General features: G+C 61.9%; 15 protein-coding genes and 1 pseudogene. 5 read left to right on the forward strand and 11 right to left on the reverse strand.

The window, feature by feature from the left end:
• The 4 genes and pseudogenes from AC07OV_RS29600 to AC07OV_RS29615 all read right to left on the reverse strand — a co-directional run.
• Positions 1-72, reverse strand: a pseudogene (locus AC07OV_RS29600) (SdiA-regulated domain-containing protein); the annotation flags it as partial.
• Positions 69-3,539 (reverse strand): hybrid sensor histidine kinase/response regulator, encoded by a 3,471-nt coding sequence (locus AC07OV_RS29605; RefSeq protein ID WP_495093548.1) that lies wholly within the window; start codon positions 3,537-3,539, stop codon positions 69-71. The gene AC07OV_RS29605 and the pseudogene AC07OV_RS29600, both read right to left, overlap by 4 nt.
• Before the next feature lie 204 nt (positions 3,540-3,743).
• The gene (locus tag AC07OV_RS29610) at positions 3,744-4,133 is read right to left on the reverse strand and encodes a YbaN family protein (protein ID WP_176996217.1); all 390 of its coding nucleotides are present in this window, start codon (positions 4,131-4,133) and stop codon (positions 3,744-3,746) included.
• 20 nt (positions 4,134-4,153) lie between these two features.
• A complete protein-coding gene (locus tag AC07OV_RS29615) occupies positions 4,154-4,741 on the reverse strand; it encodes a UPF0149 family protein (RefSeq protein ID WP_176996216.1) in 588 nt (195 codons plus the stop codon).
• A 276-nt stretch (positions 4,742-5,017) separates the two neighbouring features.
• Here AC07OV_RS29615 and recQ point away from each other — a divergent pair, with 276 nt between their 5' ends.
• Complete coding sequence (gene recQ, locus AC07OV_RS29620) at positions 5,018-7,144, forward strand: DNA helicase RecQ (RefSeq protein ID WP_495093549.1); 2,127 nt, start codon at positions 5,018-5,020, stop codon at positions 7,142-7,144.
• A gap of 121 nt (positions 7,145-7,265) precedes the next feature.
• A complete protein-coding gene (locus AC07OV_RS29625) occupies positions 7,266-7,700 on the forward strand; it encodes a MarR family transcriptional regulator (RefSeq protein WP_028617350.1) in 435 nt (144 codons plus the stop codon).
• A gap of 233 nt (positions 7,701-7,933) precedes the next feature.
• Here AC07OV_RS29625 and AC07OV_RS29630 read toward each other — a convergent pair whose 3' ends face one another.
• Entirely contained in the window at positions 7,934-10,123 is a 2,190-nt protein-coding gene (locus AC07OV_RS29630) for a patatin-like phospholipase family protein (protein WP_495093550.1), read from the reverse strand.
• An 84-nt stretch (positions 10,124-10,207) separates the two neighbouring features.
• Here AC07OV_RS29630 and AC07OV_RS29635 point away from each other — a divergent pair, with 84 nt between their 5' ends.
• Positions 10,208-10,495: an Rdx family protein gene (locus AC07OV_RS29635; protein WP_176996213.1), complete on the forward strand. Its 288-nt coding sequence runs from the start codon at positions 10,208-10,210 to the stop codon at positions 10,493-10,495.
• Between the two features lie 35 nt (positions 10,496-10,530).
• Here AC07OV_RS29635 and AC07OV_RS29640 read toward each other — a convergent pair whose 3' ends face one another.
• The 3 genes from AC07OV_RS29640 to AC07OV_RS29650 form a co-directional block, all read right to left on the reverse strand.
• Positions 10,531-10,812, reverse strand: coding sequence for a hypothetical protein (locus tag AC07OV_RS29640; protein ID WP_259172915.1), 282 nt, complete (start codon positions 10,810-10,812; stop codon positions 10,531-10,533).
• Positions 10,813-10,939: 127 nt separating this feature from the next.
• Positions 10,940-11,824 carry a DMT family transporter gene (locus AC07OV_RS29645; protein WP_495093551.1) on the reverse strand — a complete coding sequence of 295 codons (885 nt, stop codon included), beginning with the start codon at positions 11,822-11,824 and terminating at the stop codon, positions 10,940-10,942.
• Positions 11,825-11,923: 99 nt separating this feature from the next.
• The gene (locus AC07OV_RS29650) at positions 11,924-12,673 is read right to left on the reverse strand and encodes an AraC family transcriptional regulator (RefSeq protein WP_494997546.1); all 750 of its coding nucleotides are present in this window, start codon (positions 12,671-12,673) and stop codon (positions 11,924-11,926) included.
• Between the two features lie 137 nt (positions 12,674-12,810).
• Here AC07OV_RS29650 and AC07OV_RS29655 point away from each other — a divergent pair, with 137 nt between their 5' ends.
• Positions 12,811-13,620 carry a UDP-2,3-diacylglucosamine diphosphatase gene (locus tag AC07OV_RS29655; protein WP_176996209.1) on the forward strand — a complete coding sequence of 270 codons (810 nt, stop codon included), beginning with the start codon at positions 12,811-12,813 and terminating at the stop codon, positions 13,618-13,620.
• A 126-nt stretch (positions 13,621-13,746) separates the two neighbouring features.
• On the opposite strand, the gene AC07OV_RS29660 is transcribed toward AC07OV_RS29655, so the two are convergent.
• The 3 genes from AC07OV_RS29660 to phhA form a co-directional block, all read right to left on the reverse strand.
• Positions 13,747-14,940: an amino acid aminotransferase gene (locus AC07OV_RS29660; protein ID WP_495093552.1), complete on the reverse strand. Its 1,194-nt coding sequence runs from the start codon at positions 14,938-14,940 to the stop codon at positions 13,747-13,749.
• Positions 14,940-15,296, reverse strand: coding sequence for a 4a-hydroxytetrahydrobiopterin dehydratase (locus AC07OV_RS29665; protein ID WP_105523117.1), 357 nt, complete (start codon positions 15,294-15,296; stop codon positions 14,940-14,942). The genes AC07OV_RS29660 and AC07OV_RS29665 overlap by 1 nt, the downstream gene beginning before the upstream one ends.
• A gap of 97 nt (positions 15,297-15,393) precedes the next feature.
• On the reverse strand, positions 15,394-16,185 hold the full coding sequence (gene phhA / locus AC07OV_RS29670; RefSeq protein ID WP_176996207.1) for a phenylalanine 4-monooxygenase: 792 nt from the start codon (positions 16,183-16,185) through the stop codon (positions 15,394-15,396).
• 257 nt (positions 16,186-16,442) lie between these two features.
• On the opposite strand from phhA, the gene AC07OV_RS29675 reads away from it, so the two are divergent.
• Positions 16,443-18,008 carry a sigma-54-dependent transcriptional regulator gene (locus tag AC07OV_RS29675; protein ID WP_494997543.1) on the forward strand — a complete coding sequence of 522 codons (1,566 nt, stop codon included), beginning with the start codon at positions 16,443-16,445 and terminating at the stop codon, positions 18,006-18,008.
• The last annotated feature ends 76 nt before the right edge of the window (positions 18,009-18,084 follow it).

The raw sequence follows: 18,084 nt of genomic DNA on the forward strand, positions 1-18,084 counted from the left end.
GACAGTAAACAGGCTTTTGCGGACCGGGTCGTAGGTGAGCGCCGAAACGTCTTTATCCAGACCCTCGATCACCGGGGTAAATGCCGACTCAACAACGCACGCAACGCCGCGGGTTTTACGGGCTTGGCGAGGTAATCCAAACCTGCGGCGTGCACTTCAGCGACCATTTCCGGGCGGCCGTCGGCGCTGATCACCACGCCCGGAATCGGCTCCGCCAGTTGCGCACGCAGCCAACCCATCAATTCAGTACCGGTCTCACCGTGGTCAAGGTGGTAATCCACCAGCGCCAATTGTGGGCGTATACCCTCGGCCAGCAACGCCGCGCATTGCGCCTGGTCGGTGGCGGTCCAGACCTCGCAGCCCCAGCGGGTAAGCAGGCTGCGCATGCCGATGAGGATGCTCTCTTCGTTATCCACGCACAGCACCTGTGCGCCGCTCAAGGGCAGGCCATTCTCCTGCGCCGCCTTGACCTGCAGATTCGCCTGGTTGCGCGCCAGCGGCACGCGCACGCTGAACACGCTGCCTTTGCCCGGCCAGGAACGTACGCTCAAGCGATGGCCGAGCACCCGACACAGGCCGTCGGCAATCGCCAAACCCAGCCCCAGGCCTTTCTCGGCACGGGTCTGGTGGCTGTCCAGGCGCTTGAATTCTTCGAAAATCACCTTCTGTTTATCCAGCGGGATGCCTGGGCCGCGGTCCCACACTTCCAGGCACAGCTCGCCCTTGCGCCGACGTACGCCGAGTAACACTGGGCCGTCGGCATAGCGGAAGGCGTTGGTGAGAAAATTCTGCAGAATCCGACGCAACAACTTGATGTCACTGTCCACCCGCAAGCGGCTGCCACGCAGGCGGAAGCGCAAGCCTTGCTCTTGGGCCAGCGCCTTGAACTCTGCGCCCAGGGTGTCGAACAGCTCATTGAGCACAAAGGGCTGGCGTTGCGGATTGATCTTGCCGTTCTCCAGGCGCGAGATGTCCAGCAGGTCGCTGATCAAGTCTTCGGCCGAGCGCAACGAGCTGTCCAGATGCTGCACCAGTTGCCGGGCTTCGCTGGACATTCCGTCGTTCTGGTGGGAGAGGGCGGCGGAGAACAACCGGGCCGCGTTCAGCGGCTGCATCAAGTCGTGGCTGACGGCCGCCAGAAAACGGGTCTTGGATTGGCTGGCGGACTCGGCCACGCCCTTGGCGTCAGTGAGTGCCACATTGAGCTGCGATAGCTCGTGCGTGCGCTCGGTCACCCGTTGCTCGAGGCCTTCGTTGGCCTCGGTGAGTGCCTGCTCAGCTTCGCGGAACGCGGTGATGTCGGTGAAGCTCATGACAAAACCGCCGCCCGGCATCGGGTTACCAATCAGCTCGATCACCCGGCCATTGGGAAACAGACGCTCGGAAGTATGCGCACGGCCCTGGCGCATCCAGTGCAGGCGCCGCGCCACATGCACTTCGGCTTCGCCCGGCCCGCACAGGCCACGTTCGGCGTTGTAGCGAATGATGTCGGCAATCGGCCGGCCGACGCTGATCAGGCCTTCGGGGTAGTTGAACAGCTCCAGGTAACGTCGGTTCCATGCCACCAGCTTGAGCGACTGGTCGACCACGCTGATGCCTTGGGTGATGTTCTCGATGGCGCCTTGCAGCAATGCCCGATTGAACTGCAGTACTTCCGACGCTTCGTCGGCAATGCGTACTACGTCTTCGAGCTGCATTTCCCGCCCTTCAATGGCGGCTTTCACCACTGCGCGGGTCGAGGACGCACCGAGCACACCTGCCAATAAGCGTTCGGTGTGGGCGATCCAATCGTTATCGGCATTCTGGTTGGGGTTGAAACCTTTGCCCTGGCGATAGGCGAACCGGATAAAGCTCTGTTGGGCGCGCTCCTCGCCAACGAACCGTGCAGCCAGACTGAGCAGGTCGCTGATTTGCACCGACAGCATCGAGCGGGCACTGGCACGCTGGCTGATTTCCTGGCCGATGAAGCGCCCGGCCTGCCAGTGTTCGGACACCCGTGTGCGTGACAGCATCGACACCCATACGAACAGTGTGAAGTTGCCTGCCAGGGAGAACACCGTGCCGAGGGTCAGTGAGGTGACGGACAACCCCAGCGGGTGTGAATGCATCCACGTCAGCCCTGGGAAAAGGCTCAGAGACCACCCCAGGCTTTTCGCCGTCACCGGTAGGACCAATGTGTAGAACCACAGGAATGTTCCCGCAGCCAGCCCGGCAAACACGCCGCGTCGGTTGGCCTGCTTCCAGTACAGCGCGCCCAGCATCGCCGGCGCCAGTTGGGTCACGGCGGCAAAGGCGATCTGGCCGATGGTTGCCAGGCTTGCCGTGGAACCGAGCAGGCGGTAACTCACATAGGCCAGCAGCAGGATGATCACGATGCTGACCCGGCGTACCGACAGCATCCAGTGGCGGAACACCTCGAACGGCCGCTCGGCGCTGGAGCGGCGCAGCAGCCACGGCAGCAGCATGTCGTTGGACACCATGGTGGACAAGGCGATGCTTGCCACGATCACCATGCCGGTGGCCGCCGAGGCGCCGCCGATAAACGCCAGCACCGCGAGTGCCGGGTGCGCTTCGGCCATGGGCAGGCTGATCACGTAGGAGTCCGGCAGTACCGAGCCCGGCAGCATCATCTTGCCGCCGAGGGCGATGGGGATCACAAAGAGTGCGGCGAGGATCAGGTACGCCGGGAACACCCACTTGGCCAGGCGCAGGTCCTGTGGGTCGATGTTCTCGACCACCGTCACATGGAACTGCCGGGGCAGGCAGATGATCGCCATCATCGCCACGCCGGTCTGTACCACCATCGAGGGCCAGTTGATGGTCTCTTTCCAGTATTCCTCCAGCCGAGGTGCGAGCATGGCCTGGCTGAACAGATCGCCGAAACCGTCATAGAGGCCGTAGGTCACAAACGCGCCGACGGCGAGAAACGCGAACAGCTTGACCAGGGATTCAAACGCGATGGCCAGCACCATGCCGCGGTGGTGTTCCGTGGCGTCAAGGTTGCGCGTACCGAACACAATGGTGAACAGCGCCAGCACCAGCGACACGATCAGCGCGGTGTCCTGGGCGCGGGTGCCGGTGGTGTCGGGGCCGGAGCCGATCAGCAGGTTCACGCCCAGTACGATGCCTTTGAGCTGCAGGGCGATATACGGAAGCACGCCGACCAGGCAGATCAGCGCCACCACCACGGCCAGGGACTGGGACTTGCCGTAGCGCGCGGCGATAAAGTCGGCGATGGAGGTGATGTTTTCCTGCTTGCTGATCAGAATCATCTTCTGCAGCACCCAGGGTGCCAACACCAGTAACAGCACGGGTCCGAGGTAGATCGGTAAAAATGCCCACAGCTGTTCGGCGGCCTGGCCTACGGCGCCGAAGAAGGTCCAGCTGGTGCAGTAGACCGCCAACGACAGGCTGTACACCCAGGCACGCATACGCGGTGGCAGCGGCGCACGGCGGCGGTCACCGTAGAAGGCGATGGCAAACATAATGGCCATATAGGCCAGGGCAACGGCGGCGATCAGCCCGCTGGACAGCGTCATGGTAACTCCGAGCATAAAAACACCCAGGCATTCCAGGCCCGGTTGCACAGTCTCGCATGATGCTTGGGGTTAGTCAGTGTCGACCAAGGTCGTGTGCAGGGCTTGTGTGGGAGCCGGGCTTGCCCGCGATGGCATCAGCACGGTGTCGCAGTTACACCGCGGTGATGCTATCGCAGGCAAGCCAGCTCCCACACAAGCCGGTGTCTACCGTTGGCGGGGTGGCAGGGTTTTCTGGCGCAGGATGTAGATGGTCACCAGCACCGCACTGGTCAGCATGAAGCCGCGGGCCCAGGGGAGTGGCACCAGATAGCAGGATAGGCCGATGCTCAGCCACATCAAGCCGATGGCGTAGACCTTGCCTTTGAGGGGGATGCCGTTGCCGTCCAGGTAATCACGGATCCACGGCCCCAGGCGCGGGTGTTCCACCAGCCAATGGTAGAAGCGCGGAGAGCTTCGGGCGAAGCAGGCGGCAGCAAGCAGCAGGAAGGGCGTGGTCGGCAATACCGGCAGGAAAATGCCGATCACCCCAAGCGCCACGCTCAGCCAGCCAATGGCCAGCAGGGCGTAACGCAGGAGCAGAGGACGGTTGCCCATGGGTGTCACGGGCAATTGACTCAGTGGTGACGAGGCTTGAGGATCGCCGGTTTTTCGTCAGGAGCGTTGCACAGCAGGTACAGGGCGGTCAGCGCTTCCGGGATCTGAACGATCATGTCGTCCATCAGGTTGGCGTCGGCGGCGATGTCGGAGAACTCCGGCTGGTCGTCGAACAAGCCCGAGCCGACCATGATCGGCAGCAGCATTTCGCTGACTTCTTCCTCGGCGGTTTCGAACCAGGCGGCCTCGCGCAGGAACACACCTTCCATGAAGCCGATGCACCAGCCGCGCAGGTCGGAATCATCCGGCTCATCACCCAGGTCCAGCTCGCATGGCAGCTCGAATTCCTCGTCGGAAGCCAGCTGGCGACCGATGTGGGCCTTGAGGGCGAGCAGGGTGGATTCAATTTCTTCACGCTGGGCGGCGTCGGTGTAGTGTGGTTCTTCGGCGAACAGCGCGTCGATCCATTCACGGTCGGGCACGATTTCGGAGCAGATCGACAGGGCGGTCAGGTAGCCGTGGGCGGCCACGTAGTCCAGCGCCTCGTCATGCAGCTCATCGGCGTCGAGGAAGGCTTGCAGGCGGGTTAGTTGCTCAGCGAAGGACATTGAAGGACTACCTTGGGAATAAACGATGCTGAATTCTAGGCTTTCTTGAGCGTCCAGGCCAGCCGCACTGCATATTTGCCAGGTTTTAGAGAGGGGTCGCTATTCGTCAGCGGCGCCCTTTGCCGGGTGTCGCTCGGGTATACTGCCGCGTTTTGTGATGCCCCGGCAGGCCACGCGCCAAACCGGGAAAACTTCGCTTACGGATTATTTCCCGTGAAAGCGCGTTTTCTCGGCCAGCCTGTACAGTGGGATTTCGGCACCATTTTGGAGTTTTACATGCTCGAGCAGGCTCAACGCGTCCTCAAGGACATCTTCGGCTACGACAGTTTTCGTGGCCGCCAGGGTGCGATCATTGAGCGCGTGGCCAGTGGCGGCGATGCCCTGGTACTGATGCCTACCGGTGGCGGCAAGTCCTTGTGCTTCCAGGTGCCGGCCCTGTTGCGCAACGGCCTGGCCGTGGTGGTGTCGCCACTGATCGCGTTGATGGACGACCAGGTGGCCACCCTTGAAGAGCTTGGTGTTGCGGCAGCCTCCTTGAACTCCACCCTCAGCCCGGAGCAACAGCGCGACCTGGCCGCACGGATCAAGCGTGGCGAAGTGAAGATGTTGTACCTGGCCCCCGAGCGCCTTGTGCAGCCACGCATGCTGGCGTTCCTGCAGAGCCTGGAAATCGCCCTGTTCGCCATCGATGAAGCCCACTGTGTTTCGCAATGGGGCCATGACTTCCGTCGCGAGTACCTGCAACTCGGGCAATTGGCGGAGCTGTTTCCTGATGTGCCGCGTATTGCCCTGACCGCTACCGCCGACAAGCGTACCCGCGAAGAAATCGTCGAGCGCCTGCATTTGCAGAATGCCGAGCGGTTCCTGTCGAGCTTCGACCGGCCGAACATCTTTTACCGCATTGTGCCCAAGGAGCAGCCACGCAAGCAGTTGCTGGCGTTCCTGTCCGAGCGGCGCAGCGATGCGGGCATCGTCTATTGCCTGTCGCGCAAAAAGGTCGATGAAGTGGCGGCCTTCCTCTGCGAGCAGGGCTACCCGGCGTTGCCGTATCACGCAGGTTTGCCGAATGACCTGCGGGCCTACCATCAGAAGCGTTTCCTCAATGAGGAAGGCCTGATCATGGTTGCCACCATTGCGTTCGGCATGGGGATCGACAAGTCCAACGTGCGCTTCGTGGCCCATATGGACCTGCCCAAGTCCCTTGAGGCCTACTACCAGGAAACCGGTCGTGCCGGCCGTGACGGCCTGCCGGCGGATGCCTGGATGGTCTACGGCCTGCAGGACGTGGTGATGCTCAAGCAGATGCTGCAGAACTCCGAAGGCGACGAGCGCCACAAGCGCCTGGAGCAGCACAAGCTCGATGCCATGCTGTCGTTGTGTGAAGAGACCCGTTGCCGCCGCCAGACGTTGTTGGCGTATTTCGACGAAGACATGCCCGAACCTTGCGGCCATTGCGACAACTGCACCGATGGCGTGCAGACCTGGGACGCGACGGAGCCGGCGCGCCAGGCGTTGTCGACCATTCACCGCACCGGCCAACGCTATGGGGTGGGCCATCTGGTGGATGTGTTGCTGGGCAAGGACAACGAAAAAGTTCGCAGTTTTGGCCACGAAAAACTCTCGGTCTATGGCATTGGCAAAGCCCGTGCGGAAGGGGAGTGGCGTTCGTTGTTCCGGCAGATGGTTGCACGCAATCTGGTCGACATTGACATCGAAGGTTATGGCGGGCTGCGCTTGAACGATAGTTGCCGACCGTTGCTCAAGGGCGAAGTGAGTCTTGAACTGCGCCGCGACCTCAAGCCGCAAACCACCGTCAAGAGCAGCACCAGCCAGGCCAGCCAGTTGGTACGAGGCGAAGAGCGCGAACAGTGGGAGGCTTTGCGTACCCTGCGGCGCAAACTGGCACAGGAACACAGCGTGCCGCCCTACGTTATTTTCCCGGACTCCACCTTGCTCGAAATGCTGCGCGAACAGCCCACCACCATGGCCGAGATGGCCCGGGTCAGCGGCGTGGGTGCACGCAAACTGGAGCGCTATGGCCAGGCGTTCCTGGAAGTGCTCGGCGGCCGGGCCGAAGCACCGAAGGAAGTCGCCGATATCCGCCACGAGTTGATCAGCCTGGCGCGCGCTGGCATGACCCCGATCCAGATCGCCGGCCAGCTGCAATGCTCGGAAAAAAACGTCTACACCCTGTTGGCCGAATCCATCGGCAAGCAGCAGCTCTCCCTGGAACAGGCCCTTGATTTGCCGGAGGATTTGCTCGGTGAAATCCAGGACGCTTTCCTTGACGGAGAAGGCGAATTGCCACCGGTTGCCGAGATTGCACCACTGTTCACCGGTCGTGTTCCTGAGGGCGTTTTGTACTGTGTAAGGGCGGCTTTGCAGTCTGAATTCGAAATTTAGTGCGCCAATTACGACAATGTAACGAATCAGTACATAGCAACTCTTGCCTACTGGCATGGCTCATGCTTAGCTGACTAATAATTAGCCACACTTTATTTTCAGTCTAAACCATGAGTTTTTTATGCCGTTAACCGATCAACACCGCTTTGGCATGCAGTTGGCGCAAATGTCCCGAGGTTGGCGCGCCGAACTGGACCGCCGTTTGGCGGGGCTGGGCTTGTCCCAGGCGCGTTGGCTGGTGCTGTTGCACCTGGCCCGTTTCGAAGAGGCGCCCACCCAGCGCGAACTGGCACAGAGTGTCGGTGTAGAAGGGCCGACGCTGGCGCGGCTGCTCGACAGCCTGGAAGGCCAAGGCCTGGTGCAACGCCAGGCCGTGGTGGAAGACCGCCGTGCCAAGCGCATCTTGCTGTGTGACACAGCCCGTCCGTTGATTGAGCAGATTGAAACCATCGCCACGGCCCTGCGCCATGAGCTGTTTGTGGGCGTAGACGAAGCCGACTTGAGCGTGTGCATGCGCGTGCATGGGCACATCCTGGCGAACCTGGAAAAGTCCTGACCCCAAGCACGCCAAAGATCAACCTGTAGGAGCTGGCTTGCCAGCGATGGCGGTGGGTCAGCTGCAACGCTGTTCACTGATGGATCGCTATCGCCGGCAAGCCGGCTCCTACAGTGAGGACAGATCAGCAGGTGTACTCGGTCAACTGTGGGAGTTTTTATGGCTGTCTTGATGATGTTTTTTTGAAAACCATCAAGACAGTTGCTCCCACATTGGGTCTTGTACTCGGCGTTCTAGAACGTCTGGCCCAGGTTCAGGTACACCGCCTGCTGGTTGTCATCATTGAAGCCATAGCTGAAGTTCAGCGGCCCCAACGGCGTATCGAACCCCAGGAAAATACTCGCGGCGTTGATATACCCGCTATCAAATTCATTGTCGTTGTTCCACGCCCGACCCCGTTCCAGCGATGCCCCCAGGTACAGCGGGAAGTCCAGCGGCAAATAGGAGCGCGGCGTGAGGCGACGGTAGTACACCGCCCGCATCAGGCTGATGTTCTGGCCCGAGATCGCGTCCTCGCGAAAGCCCGACAACTGCCGCGCCCCGCCGAGCAGGAAGCTGGAAATCACCACGTCAGACTTATCCACTGTGCGCCCGTAGCGCCCGCCCAGTACCAGGGTGTCCGGGCCGTTGCTCATGGCCTTTTCCAGCTTGAACTCCCACTGGCGGTAGCGTTGGTCCGAACCCAGCCCCGGTTCGAATTCCCGGTAGGCCAGGCCGATATCCTCACCGGCATGGGGGAAATACACATTGTCCAGGGAGTCGAAGGAGTACTTCAGTTCGTAGAAGCCTTCGCTGAAGCTCACGCTCGGCGAGTCGCGGTCGCCGATGCGCACATCCGCCTTGCCCCAGGCTTCGCCAACGCCAAAGCGAATCTCGCCGCTGTTGCCGATCTGGCGCCCCACATTTAGCCCGAAACCGTAGCGTTCCAGGCGGTATTCGGAGATCGGGTCGTTGTCCAGAATCAGTTCAACGTTCTGCGCCTGGGCACTGATATAGGGCGCGACGAAGTAGCGTGAGCCGGTGTCCATCGGCTGATAGAACTCGCTGTACAGCTCTTGGCGATCACCGATCTGCACCCGCGTCAGCCATTCCGCGCCAAGGCGGTTGATGCCGTTGATGCGGTAGCTGGCGCCGAGGTTGAAGGCGCTGTCGCCGCGCATGTCATCCGACAGGTTCAGGCCCAGGCGCAGGTAGTCGGTGCCGGCGCGTTTGCCGCGCGCGCTGATCACCAGGGTGTTGTCCTGGCCCTTCTTCACCACGCGGTATTGCACCTGCTCGAAGTAATCCAGGCCGTACAGGGTGCCCATGTCGGTCTGCAGGCGCCCCAGGTTCAGCGGCTCACCCAGGGGTTGGCGGATGTAGTAGCGGATCACGTCTTCGCTGACTTTCGAATCGTTCTCCACCTTGATCGCGGTGATCACCGGGGTGCGTTCCCCTGGTGTGCGGGCAGCCACCAATTGTGGGTCCACAGGCTCAGTGGGGCGTAAATGGGCCAGGCGCACATCGAGTGCGCGGGTGGCGCGGTAGCCGGCGTCGATCATGTCTTTGGCGCGGCCGAAATCCGTCACGCCGTAGGCGGCCAGGGGAGGCTGGATCAGCACGTCCTTGGGGTGCAGGGCCTTGAGCTGTTCTTCGGAATTGCGCCGGGTCATCAGGGTGATGGACTGGTTGAGTACATCGACCACCGTGGCCAGTTGCTTGCGCGAGCGCAGCGGGGTGCCGATGTCGACCACGATGGCAATATCCACGCCCATCTCCCGCGCCACGTCCAGCGGGATGTTGTCGGTCATGCCACCGTCTACCAGCAGCCGGCCGTCGATTTCTACAGGCGCGAAGACCGCAGGAATCGACATGCTGGCGCGGATCACCTGGGGCAGGTGCCCCTTGCTGAATACCACTTTCTCGCCGGTGGTGATGTCGGTCGCCACGGCGCGGAACGGGATCGGCAACTTGTCGAAATTACGCGTGTTGCTGTTGTGGGCGAACATGCTTTCCAGCAGCAGCGCGAGGTTCTGGCCCTGGATCACGCCCAGTGGCAGGCCAAGGCTGCCGTCATCGCGGAAGCTGAGTTTCTGTTTGACCAGGAAGTCCCGGTCATCCTGCTTGCGTCGAAACGGCACGTCTTCCCGGGGCGGTGCATCGGACAGGGCCTGTTGCCAGTCGATACTCAGTGCCAGCTTTTCCAGTTCATCGATTTTGTAGCCCGAGGCATACAGCCCGCCGATCACCGCGCCCATGCTGGTGCCGGCGATGGCGTCGATGTGGATGCCTTGTTCTTCCAGGGCCTTGAGCACGCCGATATGGGCCAGACCACGGGCGGCGCCGCCGGAAAGCACCAGGCCGACTTTGGGCCGTGGAGGCTCGACGGCGTCGGCAAGCAGGGGGACAAGGCACAGGAGCAGGCAGGACAGCAGGCGGCGCATCATCAGTCTCGAGGCAGGGCGGTAAAGGCCGGTATTATAGCCACTCGATCCTCCGAGCCCGTTACGCCAGGAACCTCTCAAATTATGTCCACGAACAAACCCGAGATCGTCATTACCTATTGCACCCAGTGCCAGTGGTTGCTGCGTGCCGCGTGGTTGGCCCAGGAGCTGTTGAGTACGTTCTGCGACGACCTGGGGCGCGTGGCACTGGAGCCGGCCACCGGCGGGGCGTTTCGCATCACCTGCGATGGCGTGCAGATCTGGGAGCGCAAGGCCGATGGCGGCTTTCCGGAAGCCAAGGTGCTCAAGCAACGTGTGCGCGACCAGATCGACCCAGCGCGCGACCTGGGCCACAACGATCGTACGCAATGACGGTCACCGCCACAGAGCAGCGGTGACCGATACGGCTATTTGGCCGCCAGCTTTTGTTTGATAAACCCGACGACCCAGGTGAGCACCAGGCCACCTACGCCGCCGCCCACGATATTGCTGCCGACTGCCGCCACATCCAGTGCTTCACCGCCGGATGTTCCGGTGAACTGCGAGACAACCTGGCCCAGGACCAGGCCGCCAATACCGCCGAGCAGCGTATTGAGCCCGGTCCCCAGGCTCTGCTTGGTCATGCCGGCGACGTTCCCGCCGACGGCACCGCTGATGATTTGAACCAGCAAGCTGATGAGCATTTCCATGATGAAACCCCTGCATAGCGTTATGGGAGTGACCACTCGCTTGCAGCAACTTCAAAGGGCAGGGCTGTCGTCGAGGGGCCTTATCCGTTGAACGACGACAGACTGTTGCGGATGCGCGAAGTATAGATCAGGCCGCCGCTGCGGGCTGTTTGGCCTGGCTGGCGCTGCCCATCAGGCCGGACAGCACGATGGCGACGATGATCAAGGCGCCGCCCAGCAACATGCGCAAGGTCGGAGTTTCGGCAAACAGTAGCCAGGCCACGGTGATGCCGTAGAGCGGCTCCATGGCAAACACCACCGACGCGGTGCGCGCCTTGATCACCGCCAGGCTGGCCACGAACAGGCTGTGGGCCAGGCCCGTGCAGAACACGCCGAGCAGGCCAATCCACAGCCAGTCAATGGCACGCACATCGGCCAAACCAGGCGCCGCCACCGGCAGCAGGCATGCCGCAACCACGACGTTCTGGCACAGCGCCGCCTGCACGGCCGGGATGCGCCCGGAGCTGGCACGGTTGTTCAGGGACAACAGCGAAAACAGCAGCCCCGACGCGATGCCCCACAGCAAGCCGCCGGTGGCTTCGCTGGCGAGGTTGAAGTCGGGGGTTACCAAGACGAGGCCGACACTGACCAATGCCACCAGCACCACTTCATTGGCGCGGATACGCTCGCGGAAGATCAGCCCTTCAAGGATCACCGTAAAGGCCGGGAACGCGGTAAACCCCAGGGTCGCCACGGCCACGCCGGCCACTTTGACCGCAATGAAGAAGGTCACCCAGTGCGCAGCGAGCAGCACGCCGCTGATGAACAGCCGGCGCCAGTCGCGCAGTTCGAGGGTTTTCCAGGTGGTGTTGCTGGCAAAGCGCGCGAACACCGCGAGGGCCAGCACGGCGAAAGCGGCGCGGCCAAACACGATGATGGCGGGCGAGGCGGCTGCCAGCTTGCCGAACACGCCGGTGAGGCCAAACATCAAAGCGCCGATGTGCAGGGCGCCGAGGGCTGAGCGGGGAGTCATTGCGATCCTTGAACCAACGGGTTTATCGAAGCGCAGTGTAGAGGGTTGCAAACGGGCGTGTCTGTCGTCCGGCTCGCGCCGATTGTCGCGAGACTCTTCCTACAGTGAGCGGCGCAACGCCCCCGGTGATGCGCCGAACTCCCGCAGCATCGCCGCTGCGAACGCACTCTGTGAGCTGTACCCGACGCGGTCGGCGACTTCGCCGATGGGCAACGCCGTCTCGCGCAGCAGCTTCAAGGCCATCTGCAGGCGACGGCTGCGGATATAGTCCATCGGCGTCTGCCCGCATTCGACGATAAACCGCGCGTGCAGGCGTGCGACCGACAGGTCGGCGATGCGCGCCAGGTCAGCCACTTGCAGCGGGTGCGCGACATGCCGTTCGATGTGGGCGTTGAACGCGGCATAGGGCAAGCGCCTGCCCGGCGCCGGCTGGGCCAGAGGGTGATTGAGGCTGGCGAGCAGCAGCACCGCACCTTGCTGGACAATCAACGGGTCATCAACCGGGCTGTGGGCCAGCCATTGCACCAGTTGGCTCTGCCGGGTGTCGAGGGTCAGGCGTGCGGGTTCGTCGAGCAGGCGGCGGCTGGCATCGGCGTGGTCACCCAGCGATTGCAACACCCAGTGTTCGGTGGGCACATCCAGCACCAGGCAACGGCTGCCATCGCGGCTGCCGCAGGCATGGTGAGCGGAGAAGGGCAGCACCATCACGCTGCTTTCGTGCACCTGGCTGCCCCGGCCGTCCACTTCCAGGTCCAGGTGGCCGGACAAGCCGAACACCAACTGCGCATGGTCATGGCTGTGGGCGAGGGGGGCTTCGATGTAGTGGCGTAGTGTGAGCGTCGGTCCCATCACGGTCTCCTGGGCAGCATCTGCGCAGTCTACAACGCTTCGCGGGCGCCGGGCGCTGTCATCAGACTGACGCACAGTTGTCATGGGCTATTAATCGCCGTGGCGCAAGCTCGCGAAAACACCGTCGAGGGATGCCCATGACCAGTGCCGAGTTCGCCAAGCCCAGCCGCAAACAACGGGTTCGTACCCTGTGGATTTCCGACGTGCACCTGGGCACCCGGGATTGCCAGGCCGAACATTTGTCGCATTTCCTCAAGGGCTACCACGCCGACAAGGTGTACTTGGTGGGCGACATCATCGATGGCTGGAAAATGCGCGGCGGCATGTATTGGCCCCAGGCCCACACCAACGTGATCCGCCGCCTGCTGACCATGGCCAAGCGCGGCACCGAAGTGATCTACGTCACCGGCAACCATGACGAATTCCTGCGCCGCTATTCCAAGCTGATCCTGGGCAATATCCAGTTGGTGGACGAAGCGGTGCACGTGACTGCCGATGGTCGGCATCTGTTGGTGATCCACGGTGATCAGTTCGATGTCATCACGCGCTACCACCGTTGGCTCGCGTTCCTCGGCGACTCGGCCTACGAGTTCACCCTCACGCTCAATCGCTGGCTCAATCACTGGCGCGCTCGCTATGGCTACGGTTACTGGTCGCTGTCGGCTTACCTCAAGCACAAGGTCAAGACAGCGGTGAGTTTCATCAGCGACTTCGAAGAAGCCATCGCCCACGAAGTGACCAAGCGTGAGCTGCATGGCGTGGTGTGCGGGCATATCCACCATGCAGAGATTCGCAAGGTGGGCGAGGTGGATTACCTCAATTGCGGGGATTGGGTGGAGTCGTGCACGGCGTTGATCGAACACTGGGATGGCAGTATCGAGTTGTATCGATTGGCGGATGCCCAGGCGAAAGAGGCGCAGCTCAAAGCCGAGATGGTCACAGGCTGAAGGATTCACACGGACAAAAATGCGGGAGCTGGCTTGCCTGCGATAACGGTGTCACATCCAACAGAGATGTCGACTGAAACACCGCTATCGCAGGCAAGCCAGCTCCCACATTTAGATTGAGTTTCGTCAGTTGCAGACGTCAGCAATGGCCTCGGCCAGCAACGCCAGCCGCGTGGCATCAGCCCCTGCCACGTTGGCCCGGCCCGAACTCACCATGTACACGCTGTGCTTTTCACGCAGTTGCTTGACCTGTTCGGCACTCAGACCGGTATAGGAAAACATTCCGCGTTGCGCACCAATGTGTGCGAACTGCTCGGCCAGCCCGTGTGGCGCCAACGCCTCTACCAGCCCGGAACGCAACTGCGCGATCCGCGAACGCATGGCTTCGACTTCACCACTCCACAACGCCTTGAGCTCGGCATCGCCGAGGATGGTCGCGACCACAGCCGCGCCATGGTCCGGCGGCGTCGACCACAGGTTGCGCGCGATGTTTGCCAGTTGGCTGCGCACATCCGTCAGTTTCTCGGCATCCGCCGCACACACGATCAAGGCACCGACGCGGTCGCTGTACAGGCCAAAGTTTTTCGAGCACGAACTGGTGACCAGCACTTCCGGCAGTTCAGCCGCGAACAAACGCACCGCCCAAGCATCATGCTCCAGGCCGTCGCCAAAGCCCTGGTAGGCAAAATCGATCAGCGGCAGCAGCCGGCGCTCGCGCACGATCTGCAGCACTTGGCGCCAGTCGTCCTGGGACAAGTCGAAACCGGTCGGGTTATGGCAGCAGGCGTGCAGCAGCACCACGTCGCCCTCTGGCACCTTGGACAGCGTGGCCAGCATCGCCTGCACATCCAGGCGGTTGTCAGTGCCCACGTAGGGGTAATGACTGACCTTGAGCCCGGCTTTGGCAAAGATGGTTTCGTGGATCGGCCACGTTGGGTTGCTCAACCACACGCCACGGCCCGGCAGGTGCTGGGCGATGAAGTCGGCACTCAGGCGCAGGGCGCCGGTACCGCCCGGGGTCTGGCTGGCACCGGCACGGCGGTCGCGGATCAACGGCGAATCGGCGCCCAGTACCAGTTGGCTGATCAGCGAGCCGAAGGCCGCGTTGCCGTGGCCGCCGATGTAGGTCTTGGTGGTTTGCGTGTCCACCAGGCGCTGCTCGGCGAGCTTCACCGAGCGGGGGATAGGCGTCAGGCCCTGGTCGTCCTTGTAGACGCCCACGCCCAGGTCGAACTTGTTCGGGTTGTTGTCCTGGGCATACAGGTCCATCAAACCGAGGATCGGGTCGCCGGGTACACGGCCAATGGCATCGAAATGCATTACTTGCGGCCCTCGGCGTCCTTGGCCACGTCGTCGGTGCGCGCGGCCATGATGAAGTCGTTGCGGTGCAGGCCCTTGATGGAGTGGCTCCACCAGGTCACGGTGACCTTGCCCCATTCGGTGAGCAGGCCTGGGTGATGGCCTTCGGCTTCGGAGATCTCACCCATGGCATTGGTGAAGGCCAGGGCGAACTTGAAGTTCTTGAACAGGAAAACCTTTTCCAGCTGCATCACGCCATCGCGTACTTCGATGTTCCAGTCGGGGATCTGCTTGATCAGTACCGGCAACTCTTCATCGCTGACTTGTGGGGCGTCGGCGCGGCAGGCTTCGCAGTGGGCTTGGTTCAAGGTGGTCATGTAGGTGTCCTGAATTCGAATGTATGAAGATCAGTAGCGTCACCCTAAAGCAACGCGCGGCCAGGGAACAGACTCACCTGGCCGCAAAACGTAAGGTTCACGCAGCTTTGGGTTTGGGCGGGAATTTTGGTGCGTGCAAACCCAGATGCATGCCGCGTTCCACCATGCCCATGATGTCTTCCTGCGCCACGTCGAACAGGCGCTTGAGTTCAGGCAGGACAAAGTACAGGGGCTGCAGGATGTCGATGCGATACGGCGTGCGCATCGCCTCCAGCGGGTCGAAGGATTGGTGCTCGGGCTCGGACGACAGGCTGTACACCGTCTCCTTGGGCGACGACAGGATGCCGCCCCCATAGATGCGCCGGCCCTGGGGCGTGTCCACCAGGCCAAATTCGATGGTCATCCAGTACAGGCGCGCCAGGTACACCCGTTGCTCCTTGGTCGCCGCCAAGCCGAGCTTGCCGTAGGTGTGGGTGAATTCGGCGAACCAGGGGTTGGTCAGCAGCGGGCAGTGGCCAAAGATCTCGTGGAAAATGTCCGGCTCTTGCAGGTAGTCCAATTCCTCGCGAGTGCGAATAAAGGTCGCCACCGGAAACTGCTTGCTGGCGAGCAATTCGAAGAAGGTCTGGAAGGGGATCAGCGCCGGCACGCGGGCCACTTGCCAGCCGGTGGTCTCGGCCAGCACTTGGTTGATTTCACCCAGTTGCGGGATGCGATCCAGGGGCAGGCCCAGCTTGTCGATGCCGTCCAGGTATTCCTGGCAGGCGCGTCCCTCGATCACTTTCAACTGGCGAGTGATCAGGGTGTTCCACACCGCATGTTCTTCCGGCGGGTAGTGGATAAAACCTTGCGCATCGGGCTCGCGGGCCACGTACTGCGTCTGCTTCATACGGCTCTCCTGCTAGGCATTCGTTCTTGTTATGTCCTGCTATGAGCGTATTGATACCCCTTGGTGGGAGAGATTCCATCTACCTGCCGCGTGTGTCCGTAGGAAAAGTTACCGATATTCGTAAAGTTTTCGTTACGTTTGTGGCGCTCGTCGTTGGATTGGGCTGGGAAAAGCACACAAGCTGTCACATAATCTTGACGACTATCTGCGCCCAGCGGCAAAAAGACGCGGCGCCTTCCCACTTTTCGGGCCTTTTCATGCGTATCAAAGTGCACTGCCAGAACCGCATCGGCATCCTGCGGGACATCCTCAACCTGTTGGTGGAGTACGGCGTCAACGTCGCCAAGGGGGAGGTCGGTGGCGAACACGGCAATGCCATCTACCTGTTCTGCCCGAACCTGGTGAACATGCAGTTCCAGGCGTTGCGCCCGCAATTCGAGGCGATTGCCGGGGTGTTTGGCGTCAAGCGGGTAGGGCTGATGCCCAGCGAGCGGCGGCACATGGAGCTCAATGCGTTGCTCGGCGCCCTGGAGTTTCCGGTGCTGTCCATCGACATGGGTGGTTCCATCGTCGCTGCCAACCGTGCGGCAGCACAGTTGCTCGGTGTGCGTGTCGACGAGGTGCCGGGCATTCCGTTGTCGCGCTACGCCGAGGATTTCGACTTGCCCGAGCTGGTACGTGCCAGTAAATCGCGGATCAACGGCCTGCGGGTCAAGGTCAAGGGCGACGTATTCCTGGCGGACATCGCGCCGCTGCAATCTTCGGAGCATGACGACAGCGAGGCCATGGCCGGCGCCGTGCTGACCCTGCACCGTGCCGACCGCGTGGGGGAACGTATCTACAATGTGCGCAAGCAGGAGCTGCGCGGCTTCGACAGTATTTTCCAGAGCTCCAAGGTCATGGCGGCGGTGGTGCGTGAAGCGCGGCGCATGGCACCGCTGGATGCGCCGCTATTAATAGAAGGCGAAACCGGCACCGGCAAGGAACTGTTGGCGCGGGCGTGTCACCTGGCCAGTCCGCGTGGGCAGTCGCCGCTGATGGCGCTCAACTGCGCGGGCCTGCCGGAGTCGATGGCCGAGACCGAATTGTTCGGCTATGGCCCGGGTGCATTTGAAGGTGCCCGGGCCGAAGGCAAGCTCGGGCTGCTGGAGCTGACGGCAGGCGGTACGCTGTTTCTCGATGGCGTCGGCGAAATGAGTGCGCGTTTGCAGGTGAAGTTGCTGCGCTTTCTGCAGGACGGTTGCTTCCGCCGCGTCGGCAGTGATGAAGAGGTGTACCTGGATGTGCGGGTGATTTGTGCGACTCAGATGGATTTGTCTGAGCTATGCGCTCGCGGTGAGTTTCGCCAGGACCTGTATCACCGTCTGAACGTGCTGTCGCTGCATATCCCGCCGCTGCGCGAATGCCTTGATGGCCTGGCGCCGCTGGTTGAGCACTTCCTCGATCAGGCCAGCCGCCAGATCGGCTGCCCGTTGCCCAAGCTGGCCCCGACGGCGATGGAGCGTCTGAGTCATTACCACTGGCCGGGTAATGTGCGGCAGCTGGAAAACGTGCTGTTCCAGGCGGTGTCGCTGTGTGACGGAGGCACGGTCAAGGCCGAGCATATTCGCTTGCCGGATTATGGCGTGCGTCAGCCGCTTGGCGATTTCTCGCTTGAGGGTGGTCTGGAAGAGATTGTCGGGCGGTTCGAGAAGGCTGTTCTGGAAAGTTTGTATGCTGAACATCCCAGCAGCCGACAGCTGGGCAAGCGCCTGGGGGTCTCCCACACCACCATCGCCAACAAGCTGCGTGATTACGAAATCCTCAAGTCTGAGCGCGGTTGAAAACTGTGGGAGCTGGCTTGCCTGCGATGGCGGTGTGTCAGTCCCCGCATGCTTCACTGACTGACCGCCATCGCAG

It is taken from the genome of Pseudomonas sp. GW821-FHT09A09 (genome assembly GCF_059418405.1).